The sequence below is a fragment of the Paraburkholderia sp. BR14374 genome (assembly GCF_040948685.1).
Taxonomy (GTDB): domain Bacteria; phylum Pseudomonadota; class Gammaproteobacteria; order Burkholderiales; family Burkholderiaceae; genus Paraburkholderia; species Paraburkholderia youngii.
Genome location: NZ_JBFPKF010000002.1, coordinates 64372 through 88703, shown reverse-complemented (window position 1 = coordinate 88703; position 24332 = coordinate 64372). Strand labels below are relative to the sequence as shown.

General features: G+C 65.6%; 22 protein-coding genes. 18 read left to right on the top strand and 4 right to left on the bottom strand.

All coding sequences use genetic code 11. The features are described 5' to 3' along the window. The first annotated feature begins 52 nt into the window (after positions 1-52). The 6 genes from AB3X86_RS04335 to AB3X86_RS04310 all read left to right on the top strand — a co-directional run bounded on the left by AB3X86_RS04335 (position 53) and on the right by AB3X86_RS04310 (position 5996). A complete protein-coding gene (locus AB3X86_RS04335; protein WP_368595058.1) occupies positions 53-1036 on the top strand; it encodes a sugar kinase in 984 nt (327 codons plus the stop codon). Between the two features lie 125 nt (positions 1037-1161). After that, on the top strand, positions 1162-2451 hold the full coding sequence (locus AB3X86_RS04330) for an MFS transporter (RefSeq protein ID WP_176108355.1): 1290 nt from the start codon (positions 1162-1164) through the stop codon (positions 2449-2451). Beyond that, positions 2451-3416, top strand: a complete 966-nt coding sequence (locus AB3X86_RS04325; RefSeq protein ID WP_368595057.1) for a 2-hydroxyacid dehydrogenase — start codon at positions 2451-2453, stop codon at positions 3414-3416. The genes AB3X86_RS04330 and AB3X86_RS04325 overlap by 1 nt, the downstream gene beginning before the upstream one ends. Positions 3417-3470: 54 nt before the next feature. Beyond that, the gene (locus AB3X86_RS04320; protein ID WP_368595056.1) at positions 3471-4544 is read left to right on the top strand and encodes a LacI family DNA-binding transcriptional regulator; all 1074 of its coding nucleotides are present in this window, start codon (positions 3471-3473) and stop codon (positions 4542-4544) included. A gap of 84 nt (positions 4545-4628) precedes the next feature. Continuing rightward, the gene (locus AB3X86_RS04315; protein ID WP_368595055.1) at positions 4629-5534 is read left to right on the top strand and encodes a YhfC family intramembrane metalloprotease; all 906 of its coding nucleotides are present in this window, start codon (positions 4629-4631) and stop codon (positions 5532-5534) included. 96 nt (positions 5535-5630) lie between these two features. Beyond that, the gene (locus AB3X86_RS04310; RefSeq protein WP_176108359.1) at positions 5631-5996 is read left to right on the top strand and encodes a DUF3022 domain-containing protein; all 366 of its coding nucleotides are present in this window, start codon (positions 5631-5633) and stop codon (positions 5994-5996) included. Between the two features lie 18 nt (positions 5997-6014). On the opposite strand, the gene AB3X86_RS04305 is transcribed toward AB3X86_RS04310, so the two are convergent. Next, positions 6015-6452: a PGDYG domain-containing protein gene (locus AB3X86_RS04305; RefSeq protein WP_368595054.1), complete on the bottom strand. Its 438-nt coding sequence runs from the start codon at positions 6450-6452 to the stop codon at positions 6015-6017. A gap of 113 nt (positions 6453-6565) precedes the next feature. Then, positions 6566-7084, bottom strand: a complete 519-nt coding sequence (locus tag AB3X86_RS04300; protein ID WP_368595053.1) for a Spy/CpxP family protein refolding chaperone — start codon at positions 7082-7084, stop codon at positions 6566-6568. A 339-nt stretch (positions 7085-7423) separates the two neighbouring features. On the opposite strand from AB3X86_RS04300, the gene AB3X86_RS04295 reads away from it, so the two are divergent. Continuing rightward, a complete protein-coding gene (locus tag AB3X86_RS04295; protein WP_176108362.1) occupies positions 7424-7882 on the top strand; it encodes an Lrp/AsnC family transcriptional regulator in 459 nt (152 codons plus the stop codon). Positions 7883-8140: 258 nt separating this feature from the next. Continuing rightward, positions 8141-9238, top strand: coding sequence for a saccharopine dehydrogenase C-terminal domain-containing protein (locus tag AB3X86_RS04290; RefSeq protein ID WP_368595052.1), 1098 nt, complete (start codon positions 8141-8143; stop codon positions 9236-9238). Positions 9239-9348: 110 nt separating this feature from the next. Here the strand turns inward: AB3X86_RS04290 and AB3X86_RS04285 are convergent, their stop codons facing one another. Together AB3X86_RS04285 and cydX are read right to left on the bottom strand one after the other, a co-directional pair. Further along, the gene (locus tag AB3X86_RS04285; protein WP_368595051.1) at positions 9349-9930 is read right to left on the bottom strand and encodes an AAA family ATPase; all 582 of its coding nucleotides are present in this window, start codon (positions 9928-9930) and stop codon (positions 9349-9351) included. Continuing rightward, the gene (gene cydX, locus AB3X86_RS04280) at positions 9927-10073 is read right to left on the bottom strand and encodes a cytochrome bd-I oxidase subunit CydX (RefSeq protein WP_026228716.1); all 147 of its coding nucleotides are present in this window, start codon (positions 10071-10073) and stop codon (positions 9927-9929) included. The genes AB3X86_RS04285 and cydX overlap by 4 nt, the downstream gene beginning before the upstream one ends. A gap of 238 nt (positions 10074-10311) precedes the next feature. On the opposite strand from cydX, the gene AB3X86_RS04275 reads away from it, so the two are divergent. The 10 genes from AB3X86_RS04275 to AB3X86_RS04230 all read left to right on the top strand — a co-directional run bounded on the left by AB3X86_RS04275 (position 10312) and on the right by AB3X86_RS04230 (position 24265). After that, positions 10312-10782, top strand: coding sequence for a hypothetical protein (locus AB3X86_RS04275; RefSeq protein WP_368595050.1), 471 nt, complete (start codon positions 10312-10314; stop codon positions 10780-10782). Between the two features lie 199 nt (positions 10783-10981). After that, positions 10982-11959, top strand: coding sequence for a magnesium/cobalt transporter CorA (gene corA / locus AB3X86_RS04270; RefSeq protein WP_368595049.1), 978 nt, complete (start codon positions 10982-10984; stop codon positions 11957-11959). Between the two features lie 315 nt (positions 11960-12274). Beyond that, the gene (locus AB3X86_RS04265) at positions 12275-13249 is read left to right on the top strand and encodes a sugar ABC transporter substrate-binding protein (protein ID WP_176108367.1); all 975 of its coding nucleotides are present in this window, start codon (positions 12275-12277) and stop codon (positions 13247-13249) included. Between the two features lie 355 nt (positions 13250-13604). Beyond that, positions 13605-15197 carry a sugar ABC transporter ATP-binding protein gene (locus tag AB3X86_RS04260; protein WP_368595048.1) on the top strand — a complete coding sequence of 531 codons (1593 nt, stop codon included), beginning with the start codon at positions 13605-13607 and terminating at the stop codon, positions 15195-15197. After that, positions 15197-16312 carry an ABC transporter permease gene (locus AB3X86_RS04255; RefSeq protein WP_368595047.1) on the top strand — a complete coding sequence of 372 codons (1116 nt, stop codon included), beginning with the start codon at positions 15197-15199 and terminating at the stop codon, positions 16310-16312. Before AB3X86_RS04260 ends, AB3X86_RS04255 begins: the two co-directional genes overlap by 1 nt. A gap of 115 nt (positions 16313-16427) precedes the next feature. Next, positions 16428-17471 (top strand): LacI family DNA-binding transcriptional regulator, encoded by a 1044-nt coding sequence (locus tag AB3X86_RS04250; protein ID WP_176385041.1) that lies wholly within the window; start codon positions 16428-16430, stop codon positions 17469-17471. A 48-nt stretch (positions 17472-17519) separates the two neighbouring features. Continuing rightward, complete coding sequence (gene rbsK, locus AB3X86_RS04245) at positions 17520-18449, top strand: ribokinase (protein ID WP_368595046.1); 930 nt, start codon at positions 17520-17522, stop codon at positions 18447-18449. 362 nt (positions 18450-18811) lie between these two features. Next, positions 18812-20596 (top strand): methyl-accepting chemotaxis protein, encoded by a 1785-nt coding sequence (locus AB3X86_RS04240; RefSeq protein ID WP_368595045.1) that lies wholly within the window; start codon positions 18812-18814, stop codon positions 20594-20596. A gap of 366 nt (positions 20597-20962) precedes the next feature. Beyond that, positions 20963-21724: a 2-keto-4-pentenoate hydratase gene (locus AB3X86_RS04235; RefSeq protein WP_368595044.1), complete on the top strand. Its 762-nt coding sequence runs from the start codon at positions 20963-20965 to the stop codon at positions 21722-21724. A gap of 618 nt (positions 21725-22342) precedes the next feature. Then, a complete protein-coding gene (locus tag AB3X86_RS04230) occupies positions 22343-24265 on the top strand; it encodes a PrkA family serine protein kinase (protein ID WP_176126234.1) in 1923 nt (640 codons plus the stop codon). Positions 24266-24332 lie beyond the last annotated feature (67 nt).

Genomic DNA, 24332 nt, shown 5'->3' with positions numbered 1-24332 from the left:
AACGCAACGCAACCTGAATCATCGGCATCGGATGCACCACCAGGAGCCCAGCATGACCCACCCGTTCCCCGCCCTCGACGTGATCACCTACGGCGAAGCGATGGCGATGTTCGTCGCCACCGAAACCGGCCCGCTGGCAGGCGTCGGACACTTCACGAAGCGCATCGCCGGCGCGGATCTGAACGTCGCGATCGGCTTGTCGCGACTCGGCTTCAGGGTGGGCTGGATGAGCCGCGTCGGCGACGATTCGTTCGGCCAGTACGTGCGCGACACGCTGACGAAGGAGGGCATCGACCAGCAATGCGTGAGCACCGACGCGCGCTATCCGACCGGCTTCCAGCTGAAGTCGAAGAACGACGACGGCAGCGATCCGGCGGTCGAATACTTCCGCAAAGGCTCGGCGGCGAGCCATCTGTCGCGCGACGACTACGTCGCCGACTACGTGTTGCCCGCGCGTCATTTGCATCTGACCGGCGTCGCGCCGGCGATCTCGGCGAGTTCGCGCGAACTCGCGTTCCATCTGGCCCGTGAAATGCGTGCGGCAGGCAGGACGATCTCGTTCGACCCGAACCTGCGCCCGACGCTGTGGCCGTCGCGCGCGGCGATGGTCGAAGGCCTGAACGCGCTCGCGGCACTCGCCGACTGGGTGCTGCCCGGCATTGGCGAGGGTGAGATTCTGACCGGCTACACGCAGCCGGAGGACATCGCGCGGTTCTACCTCGAGCGCGGCGCGCGCGGCGTGATCGTCAAGCTCGGCGTGCAGGGCGCGTATTACCGAACCGCGACCGATGCCGCGACGATCGCCGGCCGGCCGGTCGCGAACGTCGTCGATACGGTTGGCGCCGGCGATGGTTTCGCGGTAGGCGTAATTAGCGCGCTGCTCGAAGGCCGCACGCTCGCGCAGGCGGTCGCGCGCGGCAACCGGATCGGCGCGCTCGCGATTCAGGTGATCGGCGATTCGGAAGGTTTGCCGAGCCGCGCCGAACTCGACGCGCTGGAACTGGCCGAGGTGCCGGGCATCGCAAGCGCGGCCTGACGCGGCTCGGACTGCATCGATAGCGATGCATACACGACCAGCATCCACACGACAACAAGAGCGCCCTCAGCGCGCCAAGATTTTTTCATCATTGATTCGGGACGACGCCGTCCAAGGAGACTTTCATGACCTCATCACTTGCGATTCGCCGCTGGTGGACGATCATGCCGATCGTATTCATCACCTACAGCCTCGCGTATCTGGATCGCGCGAATTTCGGCTTCGCGGCGGCGGCCGGCATCAACCAGGATCTCGGCATCAGCAAGGGGCTCGCGTCGCTGATCGGCGCGCTGTTTTTCCTCGGCTATTTCTTCTTCCAGATTCCGGGCGCGATCTACGCCGAGCGCCGTAGCGTGAAGAAGCTCGTGTTCTGGAGCCTTATCCTGTGGGGCGGCTGCGCGGCGTTGACCGGCATGGTCAGCAACATTCCGTCGCTGATGGCGATCCGCTTCGTGCTCGGCGTCGTCGAAGCCGCGGTGATGCCGGCGATGCTGATCTTCATCAGCAACTGGTTCACCAAGAGCGAACGCTCACGCGCGAACACGTTCCTGATTCTCGGCAACCCGGTCACGGTGCTGTGGATGTCGGTCGTGTCGGGCTATCTCGTGCATTCGTTCGGCTGGCGGCAGATGTTCATCGCCGAGGGCGCGCCCGCGATCCTTTGGGCGGTGTGCTGGTGGTTCCTCGTGAAGGACAAGCCCGAGCAGGTGTCGTGGCTCACGCAGCAGGAAAAGGATGCGCTCGCGCAGACATTGCGCGCCGAGCAGGCCGCGATCAAACCGGTGCGCAACTACAGCGAGGCGTTTCGCACGCCCGCGGTCATCAAGCTGTGCGCGCAGTATTTCTGCTGGAGCATCGGCGTGTACGGTTTCGTGCTGTGGCTGCCGTCGATCCTGAAGAACGGCTCGTCGATCGGCATGGTCGAGACGGGCTGGCTGTCTGCGCTGCCGTATGCGGCCGCGACGATCGCGATGCTTGCAGCTTCGTGGGCATCGGATAAACTCAACCGCCGCAAGGTGTTCGTGTGGCCGTTCCTGCTGGTCGGCGCAATTGCGTTCGCAGCGTCGTACGGGCTCGGCTCCGCGCATTTCTGGATCTCGTATGCGCTGCTCGTGATCGCAGGCGCTGCCATGTACGCGCCGTACGGCCCGTTCTTCGCGATCGTGCCGGAACTGCTGCCGAAAAACGTCGCGGGCGGCGCGATGGCGCTGATCAACAGCATGGGCGCGCTCGGTTCGTTCGTCGGCTCGTACGTGGTCGGCTATCTGAACGGCGCGACCGGCTCGCCCGCGGCATCGTATGCGTTCATGAGCGTGGCGCTCGTCGCCGCGGTGATCCTGACGCTCGCAGTCAAGCCGGCCGCCGCCGAACGACGCGACCCCGCTCGTCCCACCGTCGCAAGGAAAATTAGCTGATGAAGAAGATCGTCGCCTGGAAATCGCTGCCCGAGGATGTGCTCGCCTATCTGCAACAGCATGCGCAGGTCGTGCAGGTCGATCCGTCACAGCATGATGCTTTCGTCGCCGCGTTGCGCGATGCCGACGGCGGCATCGGCGCGAGCGTGAAGATCGCGCCGGCGATGCTCGAAGGCGCGAGCCGGCTTAAGGCGCTGTCGACGATCTCGGTCGGCTACGACCAGTTCGACGTCGACGACCTCACGCGCCGCGGCATCGTGCTCGCGCACACGCCGGACGTACTGACCGAATCGACCGCCGATACCGTGTTCTCGCTGATCCTCGCGTCCGCGCGGCGCGTGGTCGAGCTGGCCGACTGGGTCAAGGCGGGCCAGTGGCGCACGAGCATCGGGCCCGCGCAGTTCGGGGTCGATGTGCAGGGCAAGACGATCGGCATCGTCGGCTTGGGGCGGATCGGCGGCGCGGTCGCACGGCGCGCTGCGCTCGGCTTCAACATGAAGGTGCTGTACACGAACCGCAGCGCGAACCACCAGGCGGAAGAGGCGTATGGCGCGCGGCGCGTCGAACTGGCCGAATTGCTCGCGCAGTCCGATTTCGTCTGTCTGCAGGTGCCGCTCACGCCGCAAACGCGGCATCTGATCGGCACGGCCGAACTGCGCGCGATGAAGAAGAGCGCGATCCTGATCAACGCGTCGCGCGGCGCGACCGTCGACGAAGCGGCGCTGATCGAGGCATTGAAGAACGGCACGATTCACGGTGCGGGCCTCGACGTGTTCGACACCGAACCGTTGCCGGCCGACTCGCCGTTGCTGTCGATGCCGAACGTGGTCGCGCTGCCGCATATCGGTTCGGCGACGCACGAGACCCGTCATGCTATGGCGCTCAACGCGGCGCAGAACCTGGTCGCCGCGCTCGACGGCACCTTGACGACCAACATCGTCAACCGTGAAGTCCTGGCGAAGTGAATCGCAGGGCGGCGCGCAAGCTGCCGCCCTCGGACCGACACGAGCGATCAGCGAATGAGCATGACCCCGGCCGCCACGCCACCCGATCCGCCGTCCGCGCCGACGCGCCGCGCGACGATCACCGATGTCGCGCGCGAAGCCGGCACCGGCAAGACCAGCATCTCGCGCTATCTGAACGGCGAGTTCAGCGCGCTGTCGCCCGAGCTGCGTGCGCGCATCGAAGCCGCGATCGCGCGGCTCGACTATCAGCCGAACCAGATGGCGCGCGGCCTGAAGCGCGGCCGCAACCGGCTGATTGGCATGCTGGTCGCCGACCTGACCAATCCGTACTCCGTCGAAGTGCTGCAAGGCGTCGAGGCCGCGTGCCACGCGCTCGGTTTGATGCCGCTGATCTGCCACGCGGCGAACGAAGTCGAGATGGAGCGCCGTTACCTGCAACTGCTGACCACGTATCGCGTGGAAGGCGTGATCGTCAACGCGCTAGGCGTGCGTGAGGAGACGCTGAGGCCGGTCGGCGATGGCGGGATTCCGGCGGTGCTGGTCGATCGCCGAGTGGAGGGGCTCGTCGCCGACATGGTCGGCCTCGACAATGGCGCGGCCGCCGAGCTTGGGACGCGGCATCTGCTCGAACGGGGCTTCGAGCATATCTGGTTCGTCGTGCAGCCGTTCGAGCGCGTCAGCTCGCGGCGGCAACGCGTCGACGCGTTCGATCGCGCGATGCGCGATGAAGGCCGCGCGCGCGGTCGTACGCTAGTACTCGATCTCGCCGATGAAACTGCTGTCGAACGCGGCCTTGCGGAGCTGGATCGTGTGATCGACTCGCTGGACGGGGCCGGCACAGCCCCGCGCGTCGCGCTGTTCGCAGCCAACGCACCGGTCGCGTTGCGCCTCGCGCTGCACCTGAATGCGCGCTACGGCGCGCACTGGCAGAGCCGCGTCGCGCTGCTTTCCATCGACGATCCGGACTGGGCCGAGCTCGCCGGCATCACGACGATCCGTCAGCCGACCTACGACATCGGTTATCGCGCGGTCGAATTCCTGCACGAGCGCATCGAAGGCGCGCAGACGGGCGCGCGCGACTGCCTGCTGCCCGGCGAGCTGATCGTGCGTGCGTCGACCGCGCGCTGATTTCCGGTCAATCTGCGATCATTCGGGGCTGCGGCGCGCAGCGGTTGCGCGCCGGGGATTGCAAGGAACCCCGCAAGGATACTCATGGTCGTGCCACCGCTTACCCTCGCGAGCCTCGCGCTCGCCACCCTCGTCATCGCCGCTTTACCTTTTCTGCTTTACCGGCAGTTGCGCCGTCCGCTCGCGCTCAGGCCGCGCGACGCGATCGCCGGCGTCGCGGTGTTTGCGCTGTTCGCGATGGTGATCGAGCGGGCGCTGAACGACTATCTGCTGCGCGGTAACGCAGCGACGGCGGCGTTCCTTTCGCAGCCGCTCGCGTTCGTCGTCTATGGAGCTCTGGTCGCGGGCGTTTGCGAGGAAGTGGGGCGGTTCTTCGGCATGCGGCTGCTGATGAAGCGGGCGGCGACGCGGCCGGCCGTGCGCAAAAAGTCGAGCGTGGAAGCGCCCACCGGCGTCGCTGCAAGTGCGGGCGCCAACGCCGCCGCCAGCCCGAGCGCCGACGCCGACACCCGCACCGCCGCCTTGCGCGCCGACGATGGCGCCGCGCTGAGCTACGGCCTCGGCCACGGCGGCGCGGAAGCATGGATGGTCGGCGTGCTCGTGCAGTTCCAGTGGCTCGTGTTCGCGGTCCTCGAAAACCGCGGCCAGCTCGGCGATTACCTCGGCAATCTGCCGGCCGAAGCAGTGATGCGCGTGCATCTGATTCTCGCAAGCCTGACGCCGCAACTGGCCGGCATTTTCGCGCTCGAACGCGTCGCCGCGCTGGTGTTCCAGATCGGCCTGTCGGTGCTGATGTGGCGCGGCGTGCGGGCCGGCTCGCGCGCCATCCTGCCGCTCGCGATCGTGGTGCACGCGCTGATCGACACGCCCGCGGCGATGACGCAGGCGCGGCTGCTGCCGCTCGCGGCGGTCGATACGATCTATGCGGTGGCGGCGGTGTTCGTCGCGGGACTGTTGATCCGCAGTTACCGGCGGCCAGCGGCGGCGTGAGTGGATGAACCGCTGGATCGCAGGCGCCTCGCCATCCCTTCAGCGTTTCTCTAAAATGCGCCTACGTTTCAGGATCTTCTTTTCCCGGCAGCCTTCATGGAAGCTTACCAATACGACTGCGCGCATCCGGAGTTCGGCGAGCTCGCGCGCGTCATCAGCGATCTGTTTCCCGAGCAGACGCAGTTCATCGAGCGTGCCGCCGACAATGGCGCGCCCACATTGACGATTCACTGGGTCGCGATGCGCTTCGGCTCGACCGCACGGCGCATCGAGATGACGGTCGCGATCGCGCCGGCGGCGCTCGCGCGTTATCGCGCGATGCCGGCGCGGCTGCGTGGCCGCAGCTTCGCGGTATTGCGCGCGTACGTCGAAGCGAGCCTGGGCTCGCTCGAAGAAATGTACGCGAACGGCGAGGCGGTGCCGCGCGAAGTCACGGTCGAGCTCGGCGACGAGTTCGCATGAAGTGCGGGTGAATCTGGTTCAATCCGCGGGACGATAGACCTTCGCGAAACGCGCGGCCTGCACGACGCCATAGTCGCCGGGCGCGTACTGCATGACCCAGTCGCCGGCCGCGCCGTGCAGCACGTCGCCGCCGCTGGCCGAGCGCGCGAGCGAGAAGGGCTCGTCCATCCGGCGGGCCAGCACGACTGCCGGGATGTTGCGATAGGCGCCGGCTTCGCCGTGCGCGAGCGCTGCATCGGCGGGCAGGTACTTCGCGTCGAAGCGCTCGCGCGACACGACCCAGCGGTCGCCGGTCGAGCCGGTGATCAGCGCATCGCCGCACATATAGCGGTTCGGGCCTTCGAGGCTCATCAATTGGCCTTCGGAGGCGGCGAATTCGACGCTTACCGTTTCGTCCTTGACGACGCGTTGGGCGTGCGGATCGTCACGCAGATCGAGATTCCTGAGTTCGGTCATGAAGCGGGTGGGAGATTAGGGGGTGGGCGTTGCGGCGAGACTCGCCGCTTTGCGAACCCGAATCATGCCAGATGCCCGCAACGGGGCAACCCCCCGCCGCGGGCGCTCTTTCATCACGGCTTGACGGCCGCGTCGCTCGCGGCTTCGGCCGCGGGCTTGCTGGCCTTGCCATGGTGGCCGCGCTGATGACCCTCGGGGCCGCCACGGTGGAACGTCGCATCGGCGAGCTTCTTCTGCTCCGGAGACAGGCTGCCATACAGCGGCTCGAACGCATCGACGAGCTTCTTCATGCCGTCCGCATGCGCCTGCGCAATCGTTGCGTACTGTTTCATGTCGTCGAGCGCGCTCACGTTGGTGGCGGCTTTGCGCTGCTCGAACAGCTGGCCCATCGTTTCGCCATTGCTGCGCATCACGTCGGCGAACGCCTTCCATTGCGTTTCCTGCGCGGGCGTGATCTTCAGTTGCGAATGCAGATAAGCGATGCGGTCTTCGACGTTGCGTTCATGGCCGGCCTTGGCCGCGGAAGCCGTTGCCGTGGTGTCCGGTGCCGAGGCCGAGGCCGGCGCGGCGGTTTGAGCGAACGCGCCGCCCATCGAAACGGCCGTAGCCAGCATAACGAGTGCTTTTTTCATCGAAACTCCTGATGTCTGTTCGTATTGAGACTCGGCGCGCGGCGTGCGTATCGCCTCGCGCCAGCGACGAATAGCGGCGCGCCGCAACCAGCTGCCGCATTCGCCCGTCGCCGCTATTAGTAACACGATATCCCTGCAATACGGCTGCTGTGCGACAAACGCTTACAACCGAAACGAACGGGAAACGGCTCGCGCCTGAGAGACAAGTCGCCGACCTGCTGCGCCGAGGACGCCCCACAGTGTGCCGGGCAGCGGTGAGCGCACACCGTCACACAGCGCCGCTGCCCGCGCAGACGCGCGATAATCCGCCACATTCCATACCAACTTCCCGCCCCTTCGATGAGACCTCCGCGCCTCGACCAGCTCGACGACCTCGACCGTAATCTCGTTGCACTGCTGCAAGCCAACGCGCGCGAGAGCGTCGCGAATCTCGCGCGACAGCTCGGCGTCGCGCGCACGACCGTGATCGCGCGCATTGCGCGGCTCGAACGCAGCAACGTGATCGCCGGCTACAGCGTACGGTTGGGCCAGGACGTGCTCGATTCGAGCATCGTCGCTTATGTCGGCATCATCATCGCGCCGAAGCACGGGCCGGCCGTGCAGAAGCGCCTCGGCAAGATGCCCGAGGTGCAACTGCTGTGCGCGGTCAGCGGCGAGTACGACTATGTGGCATGGCTGCGTGCCGATTCGCCTGAGCGGCTCAACGATCTGCTCGATCAGATCGGCGGCCTCGAAGGTGTCGAGCGGACCACGACGTCGATCATTCTCGCGCGCAAGATCGACCGCGGCACGGTGTGAGTCGGCGCGCGGCGTAACCTCTTCGCGAATGCTTCGACGGTCCGTCGTTAACGCGGTTTTTACGCGTTTTCGACGAATCGTTTGAGAAGTTCGTCGGAACGTCGAATCTGCTGGTCATACCGCAGCATTTTGCGCGTATGAACTGTTTTTGCTTCTTCCTACACTGTCATTCAAGGGGTTCGGCCCGCAGGCGCCGCGCGCAATACGCGGCGCACTTCCCAAGCTCAGAGACAGCACATGGATAACAAGGAGAAGCAGATGAAAGTAGCTATCGTTGGCGCAGGTCTGATCGGTCACACCATTGCTCATATGCTGCGCGAGACGGGCGACTACGAAGTCGTCGCATTCGACCGCGATCAGCACGCACTCGACAAGCTCGCCGCCCAGGGCATTCCGACCCGCCGCATCGATTCCGCCGACGCCGCCGTGCTGCGCGCCGCGATCCAGGGCTTCGACGTGCTGATCAACGCGCTGCCGTACTACCTCGCGGTGAACGTCGCATCCGCCGCGAAGGGCGCGGGTGTCCATTACTTCGACCTGACCGAGGACGTGCGCGCGACGCACGCGATCCGCGCGATCGCCGACGATGCCGATCACGCGTTCATGCCGCAGTGCGGTCTCGCGCCGGGCTTCATCGGCATTGCCGCGCACGAGCTTGCGAATCGCTTCACGGAAATCCGCGACGTGAAGATGCGCGTCGGCGCGCTGCCCGAGTTTCCGACCAATGCGCTGAAGTACAACCTGACGTGGAGCGTCGACGGCCTGATCAACGAGTACTGCCAGCCGTGCGAGGCGATCCGCGACGGTCGCACGCAATGGGTGCAGCCGCTCGAAGGCCTCGAACATTTCTCGCTCGACGGCACCGAGTACGAAGCGTTCAACACGTCGGGCGGGTTGGGCACGCTGTGCGAGACGCTGGCGGGCCGCGTCGAATCGCTCGACTACAAGTCGGTGCGCTATCCGGGGCATCGCAACCTGATGCAGTTCCTGCTGGAAGACCTGCGTCTGTCGAGCGACCGCGATACGCTGAAGACCATCATGCGCCGCTCGGTGCCATCGACCGCGCAGGACGTCGTGCTGGTGTTCATCACCGTGAGCGGCATGCGCGACGGTCAGCTCGTGCAAGAGGTGTTCACGCGCAAGATCTTCGCGAAGACCGTCTGCGGCGTGCCGATGAGCGCGATCCAGATCACCACCGCCGGTGCGATGTGCGCGGTGCTCGATCTGTTCCGCGAGCGCAAGCTGCCGCAAAAGGGCTTCGTGCGGCAGGAGCAGGTGTCGCTTGGCGATTTCCTCGCGAACCGCTTCGGCAAGCTGTACGAAGGGCAGTCGCTGGAGGCGGCGGTGACGGTTTGAGGTTCGAATAGCTCGCGCCAAATGAAAATCCCCGTACGTCACTGACGTACGGGGATTTTTCGTTTTTCAGCCGATCAGCGGGACTACGCTGCGCCGCACTCGCGTAACCGTCACCCAGCCAGGATTTGCGCAACGAGCGCTTGATAGTCCGCCGAACTGGGCGCGGTATTGTCGAACATCAGCAGACCCTCGCGGCTCGCGCCGCTCGGCTCGAAGCGCCGCCGCCGGTAATCGTCCCAGTGCGCGAGCTTGTACGCATCGTTGGGATTCGCGCGCGCGACGATCCGCTGCCGCGCCACGTCCTCCGAGGTCCGCACCCACACGACACGCACCCTCACGTCCGCCGCGACGCCGAGCCACGCATGATCGAACAACCGCCGCTCGCGCACTTCGCGCGACAGCGGGCCGACGACCAATGCGCTGATGCCGAGTTCGAGATTGTCGCGCGCGGTATCGATGAGGCCGCGATATTCGGGGTCGCGCAGATGCTGCAGGAAAAGAGGGCTGTCGCGATCGTTCGGATCGCCGGTCACCATCGCCATCGCGGCCGCGCTATAGCCGCCGTACAGTGTGTCCTTGTCGAGCAGGCAGAAGGGGGTGCCGCCCGTTTTCATCAGCGGGCCGAACAGTTTTTTCGCCAGCGTCGTCTTGCCCGTGCCCGCATGACCGCAAAAGAAAACCAGAGAAGTCACGCAGGCTTGTCCTCACGCGGCGCGGCGGCCGCATCGGGGCGCGGGTCGCGCGCGAACTTGCCGTTGGTCTCGAGCCACATCACGTTGATGATGCCGAAGCCGAGCGCCACACCCACGCCGAGAATCCAGGTGAAATACCACATCGCAGTCTCCTTCATCGTGCGTCCGGCGACGCCAATCGACAGGCTTGCCAGTTACCCACGACGGCCAGCCGTGAGCGCGGCCGCCTTCAACGATCATGAAGAAGAACGCCGCGCCATGCAAGAGGGCTCGGCGCCCGAGTTCCGCGCGCGTTGCTATGATGCGGGACAGTCATGCGTAAGACCCGCACCGCGTAGTCACAAACTCGGCCGACCATCGAGAGCACACGGGAGAACCAGCATGCCGATGCGCCTGTCTTGCCGCGGCCGGGCCGCACGCCGCGCCGCGTTGGCCGCATGCGTCGCGCTCAACGTGCTCAGCGTGCTCACGCTAGCCGGCTGCGCGTCGACGCCGGCCGAGCCGGTGCCGTTCAAATCGGTGCCGGCCGAGCGCATCGTCAGACAGGGCTATACGCAGCCGGGCCCCGGCCTCGTAGCGGTGGACGTGCGGCGCGAGCGTTCGCGCGACGTGATCGTGCGGTTCCGCGATGCGCTCGTCTATATCGACGGCGAGCGCGTGACCGACCTGATGAACGGCGAGCACGTGGTGTTCTATCTGCCGCCCGGCACGCATCGGATCGGCGTATCGACGCAGTTCGATCCGGTCGTCGAGCTGAACTTCATCGTGACGGCCGACCCGCGCTACACGAACCGCGCGTCGGTCACGTTCAACGACGATCACCGCATCGGCCTGCAGCGGGTCGCGCAGTAGCCGCGGTAGCCGCAGTAGCAATGCGGCCGGGCATTAACAATTCGAAACGCGCACCTTACGCAGCGCGCCTTAACATGGCGGCTGATCCAAGCCTGCTGAAAGTGCGCTTGTCCGCTCACGCGAGACCGGTCGCCCGTCTTACGCAACGCTTACGCGAGAGGGCGGCCCGGTCTGTTTTCGTTTCGAGGGTAATCCGAACATGTTGATCAATTGCGCCGCCTATCAGGACGGCCGTAAGCTCGCCGACATCGATATCGACGCCATCAGCGACTACGTCGCGCGGCCCGAGTGCTTCGTCTGGGTCGCATTGAAAGACCCGAGCCCCGACGAACTCGCGGTCATGAAAGAGGAGTTCGATCTGCACGAACTCGCGATCGAAGATGCGCAACACGGCCATCAGCGCCCGAAGATCGAGGAGTACGGCGATTCGCTGTTCACCGTGATGCACACGGTCGAGATGGACCAGAACGGCGAGTTCGTGATCGGCGAAGTCGCCGTATTCGTCGGCAGCAACTATGTGCTGTCGGTGCGGCGCGGTACGCGCGCCGGTTTTCAGAGCGTGCGAACGCGCTGCGAGCACGAGCCGCATCTGTTGAAGGAAGGCTCGGCGTTCGTGCTGTATGCGCTGATCGACGACGTGGTCGACCGTTATTTCCCGATCGTCGAGGCGATGAGCACCGAGCTCGAAGCGCTCGAGGACCGCATCTTCGAGAAGAACGATTCGGCCGCCTCGCGCGCGATCGTGCAGGACCTGTACACGATGAAGCGCCGGCTCGTGACCCTGCAACACCACATCCTGCCGCTGCGTGAAGCGGTGGGCAAACTGACCGGCGGGCGCATTCCGAGCATCTGCTCCGGCATGCAGGCGTACTTCCGCGATGTCTACGACCACCTCGACCGGATCGTCAGAACCATCGAGGGGCGCCGCGAAATCGTCGTCACGGCGGTGCAGGTGAACCTCGGCATGATCTCGCTCGCCGAGAGCGAAATCACCAAGCGGCTCGGCTCGTTCGCGGCGCTGTTCGCGGTGCCGACGATGATCGCCGGTATCTACGGGATGAACTTCGAGCGCATTCCCGAGCTGCATTTCAAGTTCGGCTATCCGGTCGTGCTGATCGTGATGCTGGCGATCGACTTCGTGCTGTACCGGCGCTTTCGCAAGGCCGGCTGGCTGTAGCCGGCACGCCTTTCAAGATCCTCGCGGTTTCGCTTGCAGCGCGCGCAATACCAGGCCAGCATAAGCGGCCGGTGTGTCGCGCCGCACGCGATGCATCGGCGTTCTCGACTGCACGGACTGAGCGAGGGGACCTTGCCACACGCTGCCCGGATCGACCGAGCGCATCGCGGCGCCGCACATGCTGCGCGCCGGTGCGTTGCAACACCGCGAATCGTTGACATTCCGAAAAGCTTGCGCTGAGAATAGGCCTCGCAAACGTTTGCGCATCACAAAAAATACGGCTCGCCCGCGAGCCTGACAAACTTGGAGATACGCATGAGCCATCGAACCCGTCGTCGCATTCTTGCCGCCGCAGTTCTCGCCACCGCCTCCGCCGTCCTGCCTTTTTCCGTCGCCCACGCGCAGAACGCCCCGGCTCATAAACCCAAGGTCGCGCTGGTGATGAAGTCGCTCGCCAACGAGTTCTTCCTGACCATGGAGACCGGCGCGAAGGACTATCAGAAGCAGAACCCGGCCAAGTTCGACCTGATTACCAACGGCATCAAGGACGAAACCGACACCGCCAACCAGATTCGCATCGTCGAGCAGATGATCGTGTCGAAGGTCGACGCGATCGTGCTCGCGCCGGCCGATTCGAAGGCGCTCGTACCGGTCGTCAAGAAGGCCGTCGACGCGGGCATCATCGTCGTCAACATCGACAACCGGCTCGATCAGGACGTGCTGAAGTCGAAAGACCTGAACGTGCCGTTCGTCGGCCCCGACAACCGCAAGGGCGCTCGGCTCGTCGGCGACTACCTCGCGAAGCGGCTGAAGGCTGGCGACGAGGTCGGCATCCTCGAAGGTGTATCGACCACCACCAACGCGCAGCAGCGTACCGCGGGCTTCAAGGACGCGATGCAGGCGGTCGGCGCGAAGATCGTGTCGGTGCAGTCGGGCGAGTGGGAAATCGACAAGGGCAATGCGGTCGCATCGGCGATGCTGAATGAATATCCGAACCTGAAGGCGCTGCTCGCCGGCAACGACAACATGGCGATCGGTGCGGTGTCGGCCGTGCGCGCGGCCGGCAAGCAGGGCAAGGTGCAGGTGGTCGGCTACGACAACATCAACGCGATCCATCCGATGCTGAAGGACGGCCGCGTGCTCGCCACCGCCGATCAGTTCGCGGCGAAGCAGGCCGTGTTCGGCATCGATACCGCGCTGAAGGCGTTGAGCGAAAACAGGAAGCAGTCGGAGTTGTCGGGCGTCGTCGAAACGCCGGTGGTTCTGGTGACGAAAGACACGCTGAAGTAAGCACGGCGCGCCCGGCGTCGAGCGCGAGCCGGGCGCGGCCGGACAGGCTCGCGGGAAACCGCCAATGCCGCCGCGAAGCGCGCATCGCACGCTTCAGCGGCAATGCGGCAACCCGCCGTCCGCTTTTATTCAACGAACGCTCAAGAATTCCGCCCGGCCGCCGTTAATTCCAGAGATAAGCGTCATGACGGCGGCTCGCGCGATGAGGGAAGCGCGGCCGTGAGCGCCTGCGCATTCCGCGCAGTGGGCCGGCATGACTCGTGGCAGCCAGGAGCGATGTGCTTTGCGGCAAGCGCAGCGGACCACCGCCAAGGTGTCACGAAGGCGCCAGAGGCGCCATGCAATCAGGAGCGCGATGGATTCGACCGACCACGACGCCTTGCCTGTCGTGCTGAGCGTCAGCGGCATCGGCAAGACCTATGCCGAACCAGTGCTCGCCCACGTATCGTTGTCGCTGCGAGCAGGCGAGGTATTGGCATTGACCGGCGAGAACGGCGCGGGCAAGAGCACGCTGTCGAAGATCGTCGGCGGGCTGGTCGAGCCGAGCGCGGGCACGATGCAGCTCGCCGGCGCGCCGTACGCGCCCGCGAGCCGCACCGAGGCCGAGGCGCTCGGCGTGCGCATGGTGATGCAGGAGTTGAATCTGCTGCCGACCTTGTCGGTCGCCGAGAACCTGTTCCTGAACCGGCTGCCGCGCGCGGGCGCGTTCAGCTTCGGCTGGATCGATCGCGGCAAGCTGCGCGAGAACGCGCGCGAGGCGATGGCGGAGGTCGGGCTCGACGCGATCGATCCCGACACGCTGGTCGGCGAGCTCGGTATCGGTCATCAGCAGATGGTCGAGATCGCCCGCAACCTGATCGGCGACTGCCGCGTGCTGATACTCGACGAGCCGACCGCGATGCTGACCGCGCGCGAGGTCGATCTGCTGTTCGAGCAGATCGGGCGGTTGAAGGCGCGCGGCGTCGCGCTCGTCTATATCTCGCATCGGCTCGAAGAGCTGGCGCGGGTCGCCGAACGGGTCGCGGTGCTGCGCGACGGCCGCCTCGTGCATGTCGACGCGATGGCGAACCTGACGAGCGAGCAGATCGTCACGTGGATGGTCGGCCGCGAGCTTGGCGAGCATATCGATCTCGGCGCGCGCAACATCGGCGCGCCGCTGTTGAAAGTGGCGCGGCTCGCGCGCGGCAAAGTCGTGCGCGACGTGTCGTTCGAGGTGCGCGCGGGCGAAATTTTCGGCGTCAGCGGGCTGATCGGCGCGGGCCGCACCGAGCTGATGCGGCTTATCTACGGCGCCGACCGCAAGGACGGCGGCAGCGTGTCGCTCGCCGCGACGCCGGGCGCGCCGCCCACGCCCGTGCAGATCGACTCGCCGGCGGACGCGGTGCGCGCGGGCATCGCGCTGATCACCGAGGACCGCAAAGGCGAAGGCCTGCTGCTGCCGCAGCCGATCGCGGCCAACCTGTCGCTCGGCAATCTCGGCAGCGTCGCGCGGCATGGCGTGGTCGACGCGAAGCGCGAGAACGCGCTGGCGAACAAGCAGATCGCCGCGATGCGGATTCGCAGCTCGGGGCCCGCGCAGATCGTCGGCGAACTGTCGGGCGGCAATCAGCAGAAGGTCGTGATCGGCCGCTGGCTCGCGCGCGACTGCCGCGTGCTGTTGTTCGACGAACCGACGCGCGGCATCGACGTCGGCGCGAAGTTCGATATTTACGGCCTGATGGGCGCGCTCGCTCGCGACGGCCGCGCGCTGGTCGTGGTGTCGAGCGATCTGCGCGAGCTGATGCTGATCTGCGACCGGATCGGCGTGATGTCGGCGGGCAGCATGACCGGAGTGTTCGAGCGCGCGAGCTGGAGCCAGGATGCGCTGCTCGCGGCCGCGTTCGCCGGCTACCGGGGCCGCGAGGCGCTGCTGCACACGCACGGCGTCAACGAAGCAGGGAGTCTGTGATGACCGATCAACCGTGGCGCGAGGCGGCGGGTGTCAAGCAGGGTGACAAACGGGGCGACAAGCAGGGTGACCAGCAGGGCGGCAAGCAGGGCGAAAGGCCTGCCGGCGCGCCGGACGCGCCCGTCGTGACGCCGCCGGCCGATCCGTCGGCGCCGCTCGCGAGCGGCAAGCCGGCCGGCACGCGGCTCGGCTTTTCGAACTACCTGGGCCTCGCCGGCGCGCTGCTCGCGATGATCGTGCTGTTCTCGCTGCTGAGTTCGCACTTTCTGACCTACGACACGTTCAGCACGATCGCGAACCAGATTCCGGATCTCGTCGTGATGTCGGTCGGCATGACCTTCGTGCTGATCATCGCGGGGATCGATCTGTCGGTCGGCTCGGTGCTCGCGCTCGGGGCATCGGTAGTCAGCGTGGTGACGCTGAAGTGGGGCTGGGGGCCTGCCGCGGGGGCGCTGCTCGGTGTCGCGGTCGCGGCGCTGACCGGCACCGTGACCGGCGCGGTGACGGTGGGCTGGCGGATTCCGTCGTTCATCGTGTCGCTCGGGGTGCTCGAGGCGGCGCGCGGCATGGCGTACCAGATGACCAATTCGCGCACCGCGTATATCGGCGACGCGTTCGATTTTCTGTCGAACCCGATCGCGCTCGGCATCTCGCCGGCCTTTCTGGTCGCGGTCGCGGTGATGGTGATCGCGCAGCTGGTGCTGACGCGCACGGTGTTCGGGCGCTATCTGGTCGGCATCGGCACCAACGAGGAAGCGGTGCGGCTCGCGGGCGTCAATCCGCGGCCGTACAAGGTGATCGTATTCGCGCTGATGGGCGCGCTGTCGGGACTCGCGGCGCTGTTCCAGATCTCGCGGCTCGAGGCGGCCGATCCGAATGCGGGCGTCGGCCTCGAGCTGCAGGTGATCGCGGCGGTCGTGATCGGCGGCACGAGTCTGATGGGCGGGCGTGGTTCGGTGATCAGCACGTTCTTTGGCGTGCTGATCATTTCGGTGCTGGCGGCGGGCCTCGCGCAGATCGGCGCGAACGAGCCGACCAAGCGCATGATCACCGGCGCGGTGATCGTGGTGGCGGTGGTGCTCGATACCTACCGCAGCCACCGCAAACGCGGCTGAGGGGTGCGCCGCGGCGCAACGATGAATCGGTGTGGTGTGTCTTCGATGAAGACGTCCGCGGGTCGCCAGGCGGCGCATCCGGCGGGAACAACAGGCAGTAGGAGAGCAACAGGTTATGGCGACGATCAAGGATGTAGCGGCCGTGGCGGGCGTGTCGTTCACGACGGTATCGCACGTCGTGAACAACTCGCGGCCGGTGTCGGCCGATGTGCGCGCGAAAGTCGAGCACGCGATTCGTCAACTGCACTATGTGCCGTCGGCGGTGGCGCGCTCGCTGAAGGCGCGCGCGACCGCGACGATCGGACTGGTGGTGCCGAACAGCACCAACCCGTATTTCGCGGAGCTCGCGCGCGGCATCGAGGACGGCTGCGCGCGCAACGGCTACTGCGTGTTCTTCTGCAACTCCGACGATGACCCCGCGAAGCAGCGCAACTATCTGCGCGTGTTGCAGGAAAAGCGCATCGACGGGCTGATCGTCGCGTCGGCCGGTGACGACGCCGTGCTCGCGCAGACGCTCGCCGACTCGCGCGAGCCGCTCGTCGTGGTGGACCGCAACATCGAGGGGGTCGTCGCGGACCTCGTGCAGATCGATCACGAGAAGGGCGCTTACCTCGCCACCCGTCATCTGCTCGAGCTCGGGCATGTGCGGATCGGCTGCATCACGGGGCCGGTGGAGACCGCGGTCGGCGCGATGCGCGTGCACGGCTTCATTCGCGCGATGGCCGAGCGCGGCATCGAGATTGCCGCCGATGCGATCGTCGAAAGCGATTTTTCGGGGACGGGCGGCCACCGCGCGGCCGCGCAGCTGTTCGACACGGTCAGGCCGTCGGCGATTTTCGCGGTCAACGACATGATGGGCATCGGCGCGTTGCGCGCGGCGGCGGAGCGCAATATCAGCGTGCCGCGCGATTGCTCGATCATCGGTTTCGACGATATCGAGCTGGGCCGCTTCACGTTCCCGTCGCTGTCGACGGTCGGGCAGTCGGTGCGCGCGCTTGGCGACACGGCCGCGCAGACGCTGATCGACCGGATCGCCGAGGCGGCGTCGAACAGCACCGCGCGCAGCCCGGCGCGCCGGCGGGTGGTGTCGCCGCGGCTGATCGTGCGCGAATCCACCGCGACATGGGCGGGAGACGCACGGCGGAATCTGGCGGCCTGACGCGCCCGCGATAGCAACGCGGCCCGTCGCGCAATGGAGGGCACACGAGTGGCAAGCAACCCAACGCGTTCACGCGTCACGGTGGTCGGTAGTCTGAACATGGACCTCGTGGTGCGCTCGCCGCGCCTGCCGCAGCCGGGCGAAACGCTGGCCGGCCGCGGCTTCGCGCAGGTCGCGGGCGGCAAGGGCGGCAACCAGGCGGTCGCCGCCGCGCGGCTCGGCGCGCAGGTATCGATGCTCGGCTGCGTCGGTACCGATGCGAACGGCGCGCAACTGCGCGCGGGTCTCGAAGCGGAGCACATCGACTGTGCGGCGCTCGAGACCGGCAGCGAACCGAGCGGCGTGGCGCTGATCGTCGTCGACGATGCGAGCCAGAACACGATCGTAATCGTCGCGGGCAGCAACGGCGAGCTCACGCCGGCCAGCATCGCGCGACACGAAGCGGCGCTCGCCGCCGCCGATGTCGTGATCTGCCAGCTCGAAACCCCGCCCAAATCGGTGCATGCGGCGCTGGCCGCGGCGCGGCGCCTCGGCAAGATCGTGATCCTTAACCCGGCGCCCGCTACCGGCCCATTGCCGGCCGCCTGGCTGCCGCTGATCGATTACCTGATTCCAAACGAACTCGAAGCCGCCGCGCTGAGCGGTGTCGCCGTCGACTCGCCCGTGGACGCCGCGCGAGCCGCCGCCGCATTGCGCGCGGCCGGCGTGCGCAACGTGCTGGTCACGCTCGGTGCGCGCGGCGTGCACGCGGCGCTCGAAGGCGCGGCCGCGACGCTGTATGACGCGCCGCGTGTCGAGGCAGTCGATACGACCGCGGCCGGCGACACCTTCATCGGCGGCTTCGCGGCGCAGCTCGCCCAGGGTGCGAGCGTCGAAGCGGCGATCCGCTTCGCGCAACGCGCCGCCGCGCTTTCGGTGACGCGCGCGGGCGCACAGCCGTCGATTCCGACGCGCGCCGAAGTCGACGCGTTGGGCTGATGCCATCGCGGCTTTAGCGCCCTCACGGGCCGCCTGACGGCGCTGTGCTGCGATCGCTTCGGGCGACTCCGTACGGCTCGCAATCCGCCCCATTCCCCGCCGCTCAAACATCAAAAGTGGTGCTTTGACGAATACCGTCGCGTTTCCCCAACGCGACGCGAGCCCACACGTCTGCCGTCAACTCGCTTTCAACGTCTTACATCGTCTTTGTTCATACCTTTTAATTCCTTCAAGTCTATGAACGCGCTGCCGTAAACGGTAGTTAGATCAATGACTCAAAAACAGCGCCGGACCCAAACTCACGCCGCCCCCACGCTGCGCAAGCAGCAGCCTCTCATCGAGTACAGCACACAGGACCAAGCATGTTGAATAAAGGCATCACGATCAAGGCGCGAATTGGACTCACGATGGCGTTCCTCGCCGCGTTGCTGGTTGCGATCGGCGTTTTCGGTCTGTTCGGCATGGGCCGTTCGAACGACGCCCATGAAGCCACTTTCACCGATGCGATGCCGAGCGCCGTGAACATCGGCAACGCGGAAATGTACGCGGCGCGCGAGCGACTCGCGCTCGACCGCGCCGCGTTCCTCGTCGGCACGCCGGAAGCGGCATCCACGATCGAGCGCGCGCGCATGCTCGGCAGCACGTCGGACATGTGGTGGAAAAAATATCTCGATCTGCCGCGCGACGCGGACGAAGAACGGCTCGCGCAGGACGTCGCCGCGAAGCGCAACACGCTGCATCAGCAGCTCGAAGCGTTCGCGACGGCAATCGAGGCGAACGATCAGAGCAAGCTGGTCGAGCACGCGAAGAATCTGCAGGCCGTCTTCAACGATCTCGTCACAGCCGACGACGCATTGCGCAAATACCAGTTCGATTCGGCGAAGCAGGGCTTCGACTCCGCGCAGAACAGTTTCCATATGTTCCGGATGGTCAGCATCGGCGCGCTGGTGCTCGGCGTGCTGGCGGCGGCGCTGTCGTATCTGACGCTGAGCCGTGCGATCGCGCGTCCGCTCGACGAAGCGCTCGGCCACTTCGAGGCGATCGCGGCCGGCGATCTGCGTCGTCCGGTGGTCGTGACTTCGCGCGACGAAATGGGGCAACTGCTCGAGGGAATCGCCAGAATGCAGCACAGCCTCACCGAAACGGTGCGCAGCGTGCGCGGCGGCAGCGAGTCGATCGCGACCGCGACGCGGCAGATCGCGGCGGGCAACGTCGATCTGTCGTCGCGCACTGAAGAGCAGGCGTCCGCGCTGCAGGAAACCGCGTCGAGCATGGAGCAGCTGACCGGCACCGTACGCCAGAACGCCGATAACGCCCGCCAGGCGAGCGCGCTTGCCGCCAACGCGTCGGAGATCGCCAATAAGGGCAGCGCGGTGGTCGGCCAGGTGGTCGGCACGATGGGCGACATCAACCAGAGTTCGGCGAAGATCGCCGACATCATCTCGATCATCGAGGGCATCGCCTTCCAGACCAACATCCTCGCGCTGAACGCGGCCGTCGAGGCGGCGCGCGCCGGCGAGGAAGGGCGCGGCTTCGCGGTCGTCGCGGGCGAGGTGCGCAGCCTCGCGCAGCGTTCGTCGGCGGCGGCCAAGGAGATCAAGGAGCTGATCGATACGTCGGTCGAGCGCGTGCAGTCGGGCTCGGCGCTGGTCGACGAGGCCGGCCGCACGATGAGCGAAATCATCGGCGCGGTGCAGCGCGTGACCGACATCATGGGCGAGATCGCGTCGGCGTCCGAAGAGCAGAGCGGCGGCATCGAACAGGTCGCGCGCGCGGTCACGCAGATGGACGAGGTTACGCAGCAGAACGCGGCGCTCGTCGAGGAAGCGGCGGCCGCGGCGTCGTCGCTCGAGGAGCAGGCGGCCCGGTTGCGCAACGTGGTCGCGGTGTTCCAGCTCGACGACAGCGGCCGTGGCGGTCACGACGGGGCGTCCGCGCTTGCGGCGCCGAAGCGCCCGGTGTCCACGAGCCCGGTCGCCGCGCGCGCACGCAAGCACACGCCGGCTGCGGCGCAGGCGGCGATGCCGGCGAAGCGAGCGACGGTGGCCGCTGTCGCGCCGCAGGTTGCCGCCGCGCCCGCGCCAGCCCGCGCGCCGGCCAGGTCCGCGGCGACGGCCGGCGGCGATCAGGATTGGGAGACCTTCTGAGCGGGCTCGGGTTCACGTGTACATGGGCGGCGGCGCTGTCGCGCGTTAGGTGATTGAACACGCGCCGTTGGTTGCAACATCCGTTCCCGTCCGCTCGCTGGCTGTCCGGCATCCGCGTCGTACGAACGACGATAGCTTCGCGAAAAGCCGCACCTGGTTCCCCAGGTGCGGCTTTTTTTCGGCTCGCGCAAGAAATAACGTTTGCGCGCTGCGTGGCTTTCACCGGCGCGTGTCGCGATCCGGTACATTGACGGGCACGGCCCCGATCCGCGTGCGCGGCGCGCGGCTGCCCGCACCTTCAACAGGTGGTTCCCACTTATTGCTACGTCCTGCGAACCTGCCATGCGCCAGCCACAAAGAACCGACATGACGCGTTACGATCTTGCGCAACACCTCGTCGAGGCACGCCGGCAGCACCTGCCGATCGACGCGCCCGCCCCCGACAGCCTGCCGCCCGACGCGGCGACCGCCTACGCGATCCAGCAGGCGGTGATCGCGGGGCTGGGCGAATCGACCGGCGCGTGGAAGATCGGCGCGAAGTCCCCGGGCGGCGCCGCGTCGGGCGCGCCGATTCCGGCCTCGCTGGTGGTGCCGTCGCCGGCGCGGCTCGCGCATGACGGATTCTTTCGCGTGCTGGTCGAGCTGGAGATCGCGTTTCGCTTCGACGTGACGATCGAGCCGCGCGCTCAGGCCTATGCGCGCGACGAGGTGCTGTCCAAGCTCGGCGCCGTGCTGCCGGCCATCGAGATCGTCGACAGCCGCTTCACCGAGTGGCCGAACGTCGCGCCGCTCGCGCAGCTAGCCGACGCGCAGAACAACGGCGCGCTGATCACGGGCCATCCGGCCGTCTATGCGAGCCTCGCGCGCGGCTTCGACTTCGTGTCGCCGGAACTGGAGCTGAGCTTCAACGGCCGCTCGCTGATACCGGAAGTGACCGGCAATCCGGCCGGCGATCCGCGCGAACTGCTCGTCTGGTTCGTCAACCATTGCGCGGCGATGGGGATCACGATCGAGCGCGACTGGACCCTGACCACCGGCTCATACGTCGGCGCGCACAAGATCGACGAGCCCGGCGTCGTACGTGGACATATCGATGGGTTGGGTGAAGTGGAAATTGAACTGACCTGATCGATGCTGCGGCGGTTGTAACCGCAAATTACAACGCTTCATCCATTCCAAACGGCTGCCCGCGTGCAGCCGTTTTTATTTTGGCGAATTTGAAACGGTGGCAGTCTTTGAATCGTTAACCTGTTCGAATCCATTTGTTGCAACTTTGCCGCTTCTTTCCGTATACACCTATGAGATCGGCGCGAGCGGCTGCCGTCATCCAGTCATACGGATCAGGGGTGTGCCTGCTTTTGTGACGAAGTGTGCGTGCGCAGACAGCCGCATTTTTGTGAAGGGTCGACGGTGCAGGTACGGGATGTGCAATAGCAATGCGACGTCATGGCGCGATGCAGCGGTAAAGCGAAGTCGTGCAGGAGCACTGAATAGCGATGCGGTGCTGAAGAAAGTAACGGTAGAGCGGAGCAGCGGATGATTTGATTCGTTGCGGCGCGAGTGAAAAATTGTAGGTGGTCGATTCTTTGTTTCCAAGTGAGGACTGTAGCTTCGCGGTTACGGAGCGATTTTCGCAACGTAGTCCGTGAAAAAAAATTTAAAAGGGTTTAGGATGAATTCGAGCGATGTCGTTTCCGAATAGCGCGCCGCGCACGACATCGCTCCAGACTTCGGCGAGGAGGTAGCATGGATATCTACAGCAGTTTCGCGACCCGCTTCGAGAAAACACGGGAGGATGAACTCTCGCTCGAGGAGTATCTCGCGCTCTGCAAAGACAATCCCGCCGCGTACGCCACTGCAGGCGAACGCATGTTGACGGCAATCGGAGAACCGGAACAGATCGACACTCGCAACGATCCGCGTTTATCGCGTATCTTCGCGAACAAGGTCATCAAGGTATACCCCGCATTCCGTGAGTTCTACGGAATGGAAGAGGTGATCGAGCAGGTGGTCGCCTACTTCCGGCATTCGGCCCAGGGGCTCGAGGAAAAGAAGCAGATACTGTATCTGTTAGGACCGGTCGGCGGCGGCAAGTCGTCGATCGCGGAACGGCTGAAGCAACTGATGGAGCGCGTACCGTTCTATGCGATCAAGGGCTCGCCCGTCAATGAATCGCCACTCGGTCTGTTCGACTACGAGGAAGACGGTCCGATCCTCGAAGAGCAATATGGCATTCCTCGCCGCTACCTGCGAGGCATCCTGAGTCCGTGGGCGGTCAAGCGCCTGCACGAGTACAACGGCGACATCCGCAAGTTCCGCGTGGTGCGCCGCTATCCGTCGATCCTTCGTCAGATCGCTATCTCGAAGACTGAACCGGGCGACGAGAACAATCAGGACATTTCGTCGCTGGTCGGCAAGGTCGACATCCGCAAGCTCGAACAGTATGCGCAGGACGACGCCGACGCGTACAGCTACTCGGGCGGCCTGTGCCTCGCCAATCAGGGCCTGCTCGAGTTCGTCGAAATGTTCAAGGCGCCGATCAAGGTGTTGCACCCGCTGCTCACCGCGACCCAGGAGGGCAACTTCAAGGGCACGGAAGGCTTCGGCGCGATCCCGTTCGACGGCATCATCCTCGCTCACTCGAACGAGTCCGAGTGGAAGGCGTTCCGCAACAACCGCAACAACGAAGCGCTGCTCGACCGGATCTTCGTCGTCAAGGTGCCGTACTGCCTGCGCTATAGCGAAGAGGTGAAGATCTACGAGAAGCTGCTGCGCAACTCGTCGCTGGCCAACGCGGTCTGCGCGCCTGGCACGCTGAAGATGATGGCGCAGATGTCCGTGCTCACGCGTTTGCAGGAGCCGGAAAACTCGAGCCTGTTCTCGAAGATGCAGGTCTACGACGGCGAGAATCTGAAGGACACGGACCCGAAGGCGAAGTCGTACCAGGAGTACCGCGACTTCGCGGGCGTCGACGAAGGCATGACCGGGGTGTCGACCCGCTTCGCGTTCAAGATTCTGTCGCGCGTGTTCAACTTCGACTCGACCGAGGTCGCGGCCAATCCGGTGCATCTGATGTACGTGCTCGAACAGCAGATCGAACGCGAGCAGTTCCCGCCGGAAACCGAGCAGAAGTATCTGTCCTTCATCAAGGACGTGCTCGCGTCGCGCTATGCGGAGTTCATCGGCAAGGAGATTCAGACCGCGTATCTGGAGTCGTACTCCGAGTATGGTCAAAACATCTTCGACCGCTACGTCACGTATGCGGACTTCTGGATCCAGGATCAGGAGTTCCGCGACCACGACACCGGCGAGAGCTTCGACCGGGCCGCGTTGAACGCCGAGCTGGAGAAGATCGAGAAGCCGGCGGGCATCAGCAACCCGAAGGACTTCCGCAACGAGATCGTGAACTTCGTGCTGCGCGCGCGGGCTGCGAATGCGGGCAAGAACCCCGCGTGGATCAGCTACGAGAAGCTGCGCGTGGTGATCGAAAAGAAGATGTTCTCGAATACGGAAGAACTGTTGCCGGTGATCTCGTTTAACGCGAAGGGCTCGGCCGAAGAGCAGCGCAAGCACGAAGACTTCGTCAATCGCATGGTGGCGAAGGGCTATACGCCGAAACAGGTGCGCTTGTTGTGCGACTGGTATCTGCGCGTGCGCAAGTCATCGTGATGCGCGCATGATACTCATGATGTGCCGCCCGTACGGTTCGACCGTACGGGCAACCGGCGAGGCGCAA

Coding starts and splice junctions, on each gene's coding strand:
- AB3X86_RS04235 (WP_368595044.1), top strand. CDS start 20,963: ATGACGCGTTACGATCTTGCGCAACACCTCGTCGAGGCACGCCGGCAG.
- AB3X86_RS04250 (WP_176385041.1), top strand. CDS start 16,428: ATGGCGACGATCAAGGATGTAGCGGCCGTGGCGGGCGTGTCGTTCACG.
- AB3X86_RS04255 (WP_368595047.1), top strand. CDS start 15,197: ATGACCGATCAACCGTGGCGCGAGGCGGCGGGTGTCAAGCAGGGTGAC.
- cydX (WP_026228716.1), bottom strand. CDS start 10,073: ATGTGGTATTTCACCTGGATTCTCGGCGTGGGTGTGGCGCTCGGCTTC.
- AB3X86_RS04315 (WP_368595055.1), top strand. CDS start 4,629: ATGGTCGTGCCACCGCTTACCCTCGCGAGCCTCGCGCTCGCCACCCTC.
- AB3X86_RS04335 (WP_368595058.1), top strand. CDS start 53: ATGACCCACCCGTTCCCCGCCCTCGACGTGATCACCTACGGCGAAGCG.
- AB3X86_RS04230 (WP_176126234.1), top strand. CDS start 22,343: ATGGATATCTACAGCAGTTTCGCGACCCGCTTCGAGAAAACACGGGAG.
- AB3X86_RS04310 (WP_176108359.1), top strand. CDS start 5,631: ATGGAAGCTTACCAATACGACTGCGCGCATCCGGAGTTCGGCGAGCTC.
- AB3X86_RS04240 (WP_368595045.1), top strand. CDS start 18,812: ATGTTGAATAAAGGCATCACGATCAAGGCGCGAATTGGACTCACGATG.
- AB3X86_RS04325 (WP_368595057.1), top strand. CDS start 2,451: ATGAAGAAGATCGTCGCCTGGAAATCGCTGCCCGAGGATGTGCTCGCC.
- AB3X86_RS04290 (WP_368595052.1), top strand. CDS start 8,141: ATGAAAGTAGCTATCGTTGGCGCAGGTCTGATCGGTCACACCATTGCT.
- AB3X86_RS04275 (WP_368595050.1), top strand. CDS start 10,312: ATGCCGATGCGCCTGTCTTGCCGCGGCCGGGCCGCACGCCGCGCCGCG.
- AB3X86_RS04305 (WP_368595054.1), bottom strand. CDS start 6,452: ATGACCGAACTCAGGAATCTCGATCTGCGTGACGATCCGCACGCCCAA.
- AB3X86_RS04320 (WP_368595056.1), top strand. CDS start 3,471: ATGAGCATGACCCCGGCCGCCACGCCACCCGATCCGCCGTCCGCGCCG.
- AB3X86_RS04260 (WP_368595048.1), top strand. CDS start 13,605: ATGGATTCGACCGACCACGACGCCTTGCCTGTCGTGCTGAGCGTCAGC.
- AB3X86_RS04265 (WP_176108367.1), top strand. CDS start 12,275: ATGAGCCATCGAACCCGTCGTCGCATTCTTGCCGCCGCAGTTCTCGCC.
- AB3X86_RS04295 (WP_176108362.1), top strand. CDS start 7,424: ATGAGACCTCCGCGCCTCGACCAGCTCGACGACCTCGACCGTAATCTC.
- AB3X86_RS04300 (WP_368595053.1), bottom strand. CDS start 7,084: ATGAAAAAAGCACTCGTTATGCTGGCTACGGCCGTTTCGATGGGCGGC.
- corA (WP_368595049.1), top strand. CDS start 10,982: ATGTTGATCAATTGCGCCGCCTATCAGGACGGCCGTAAGCTCGCCGAC.
- AB3X86_RS04330 (WP_176108355.1), top strand. CDS start 1,162: ATGACCTCATCACTTGCGATTCGCCGCTGGTGGACGATCATGCCGATC.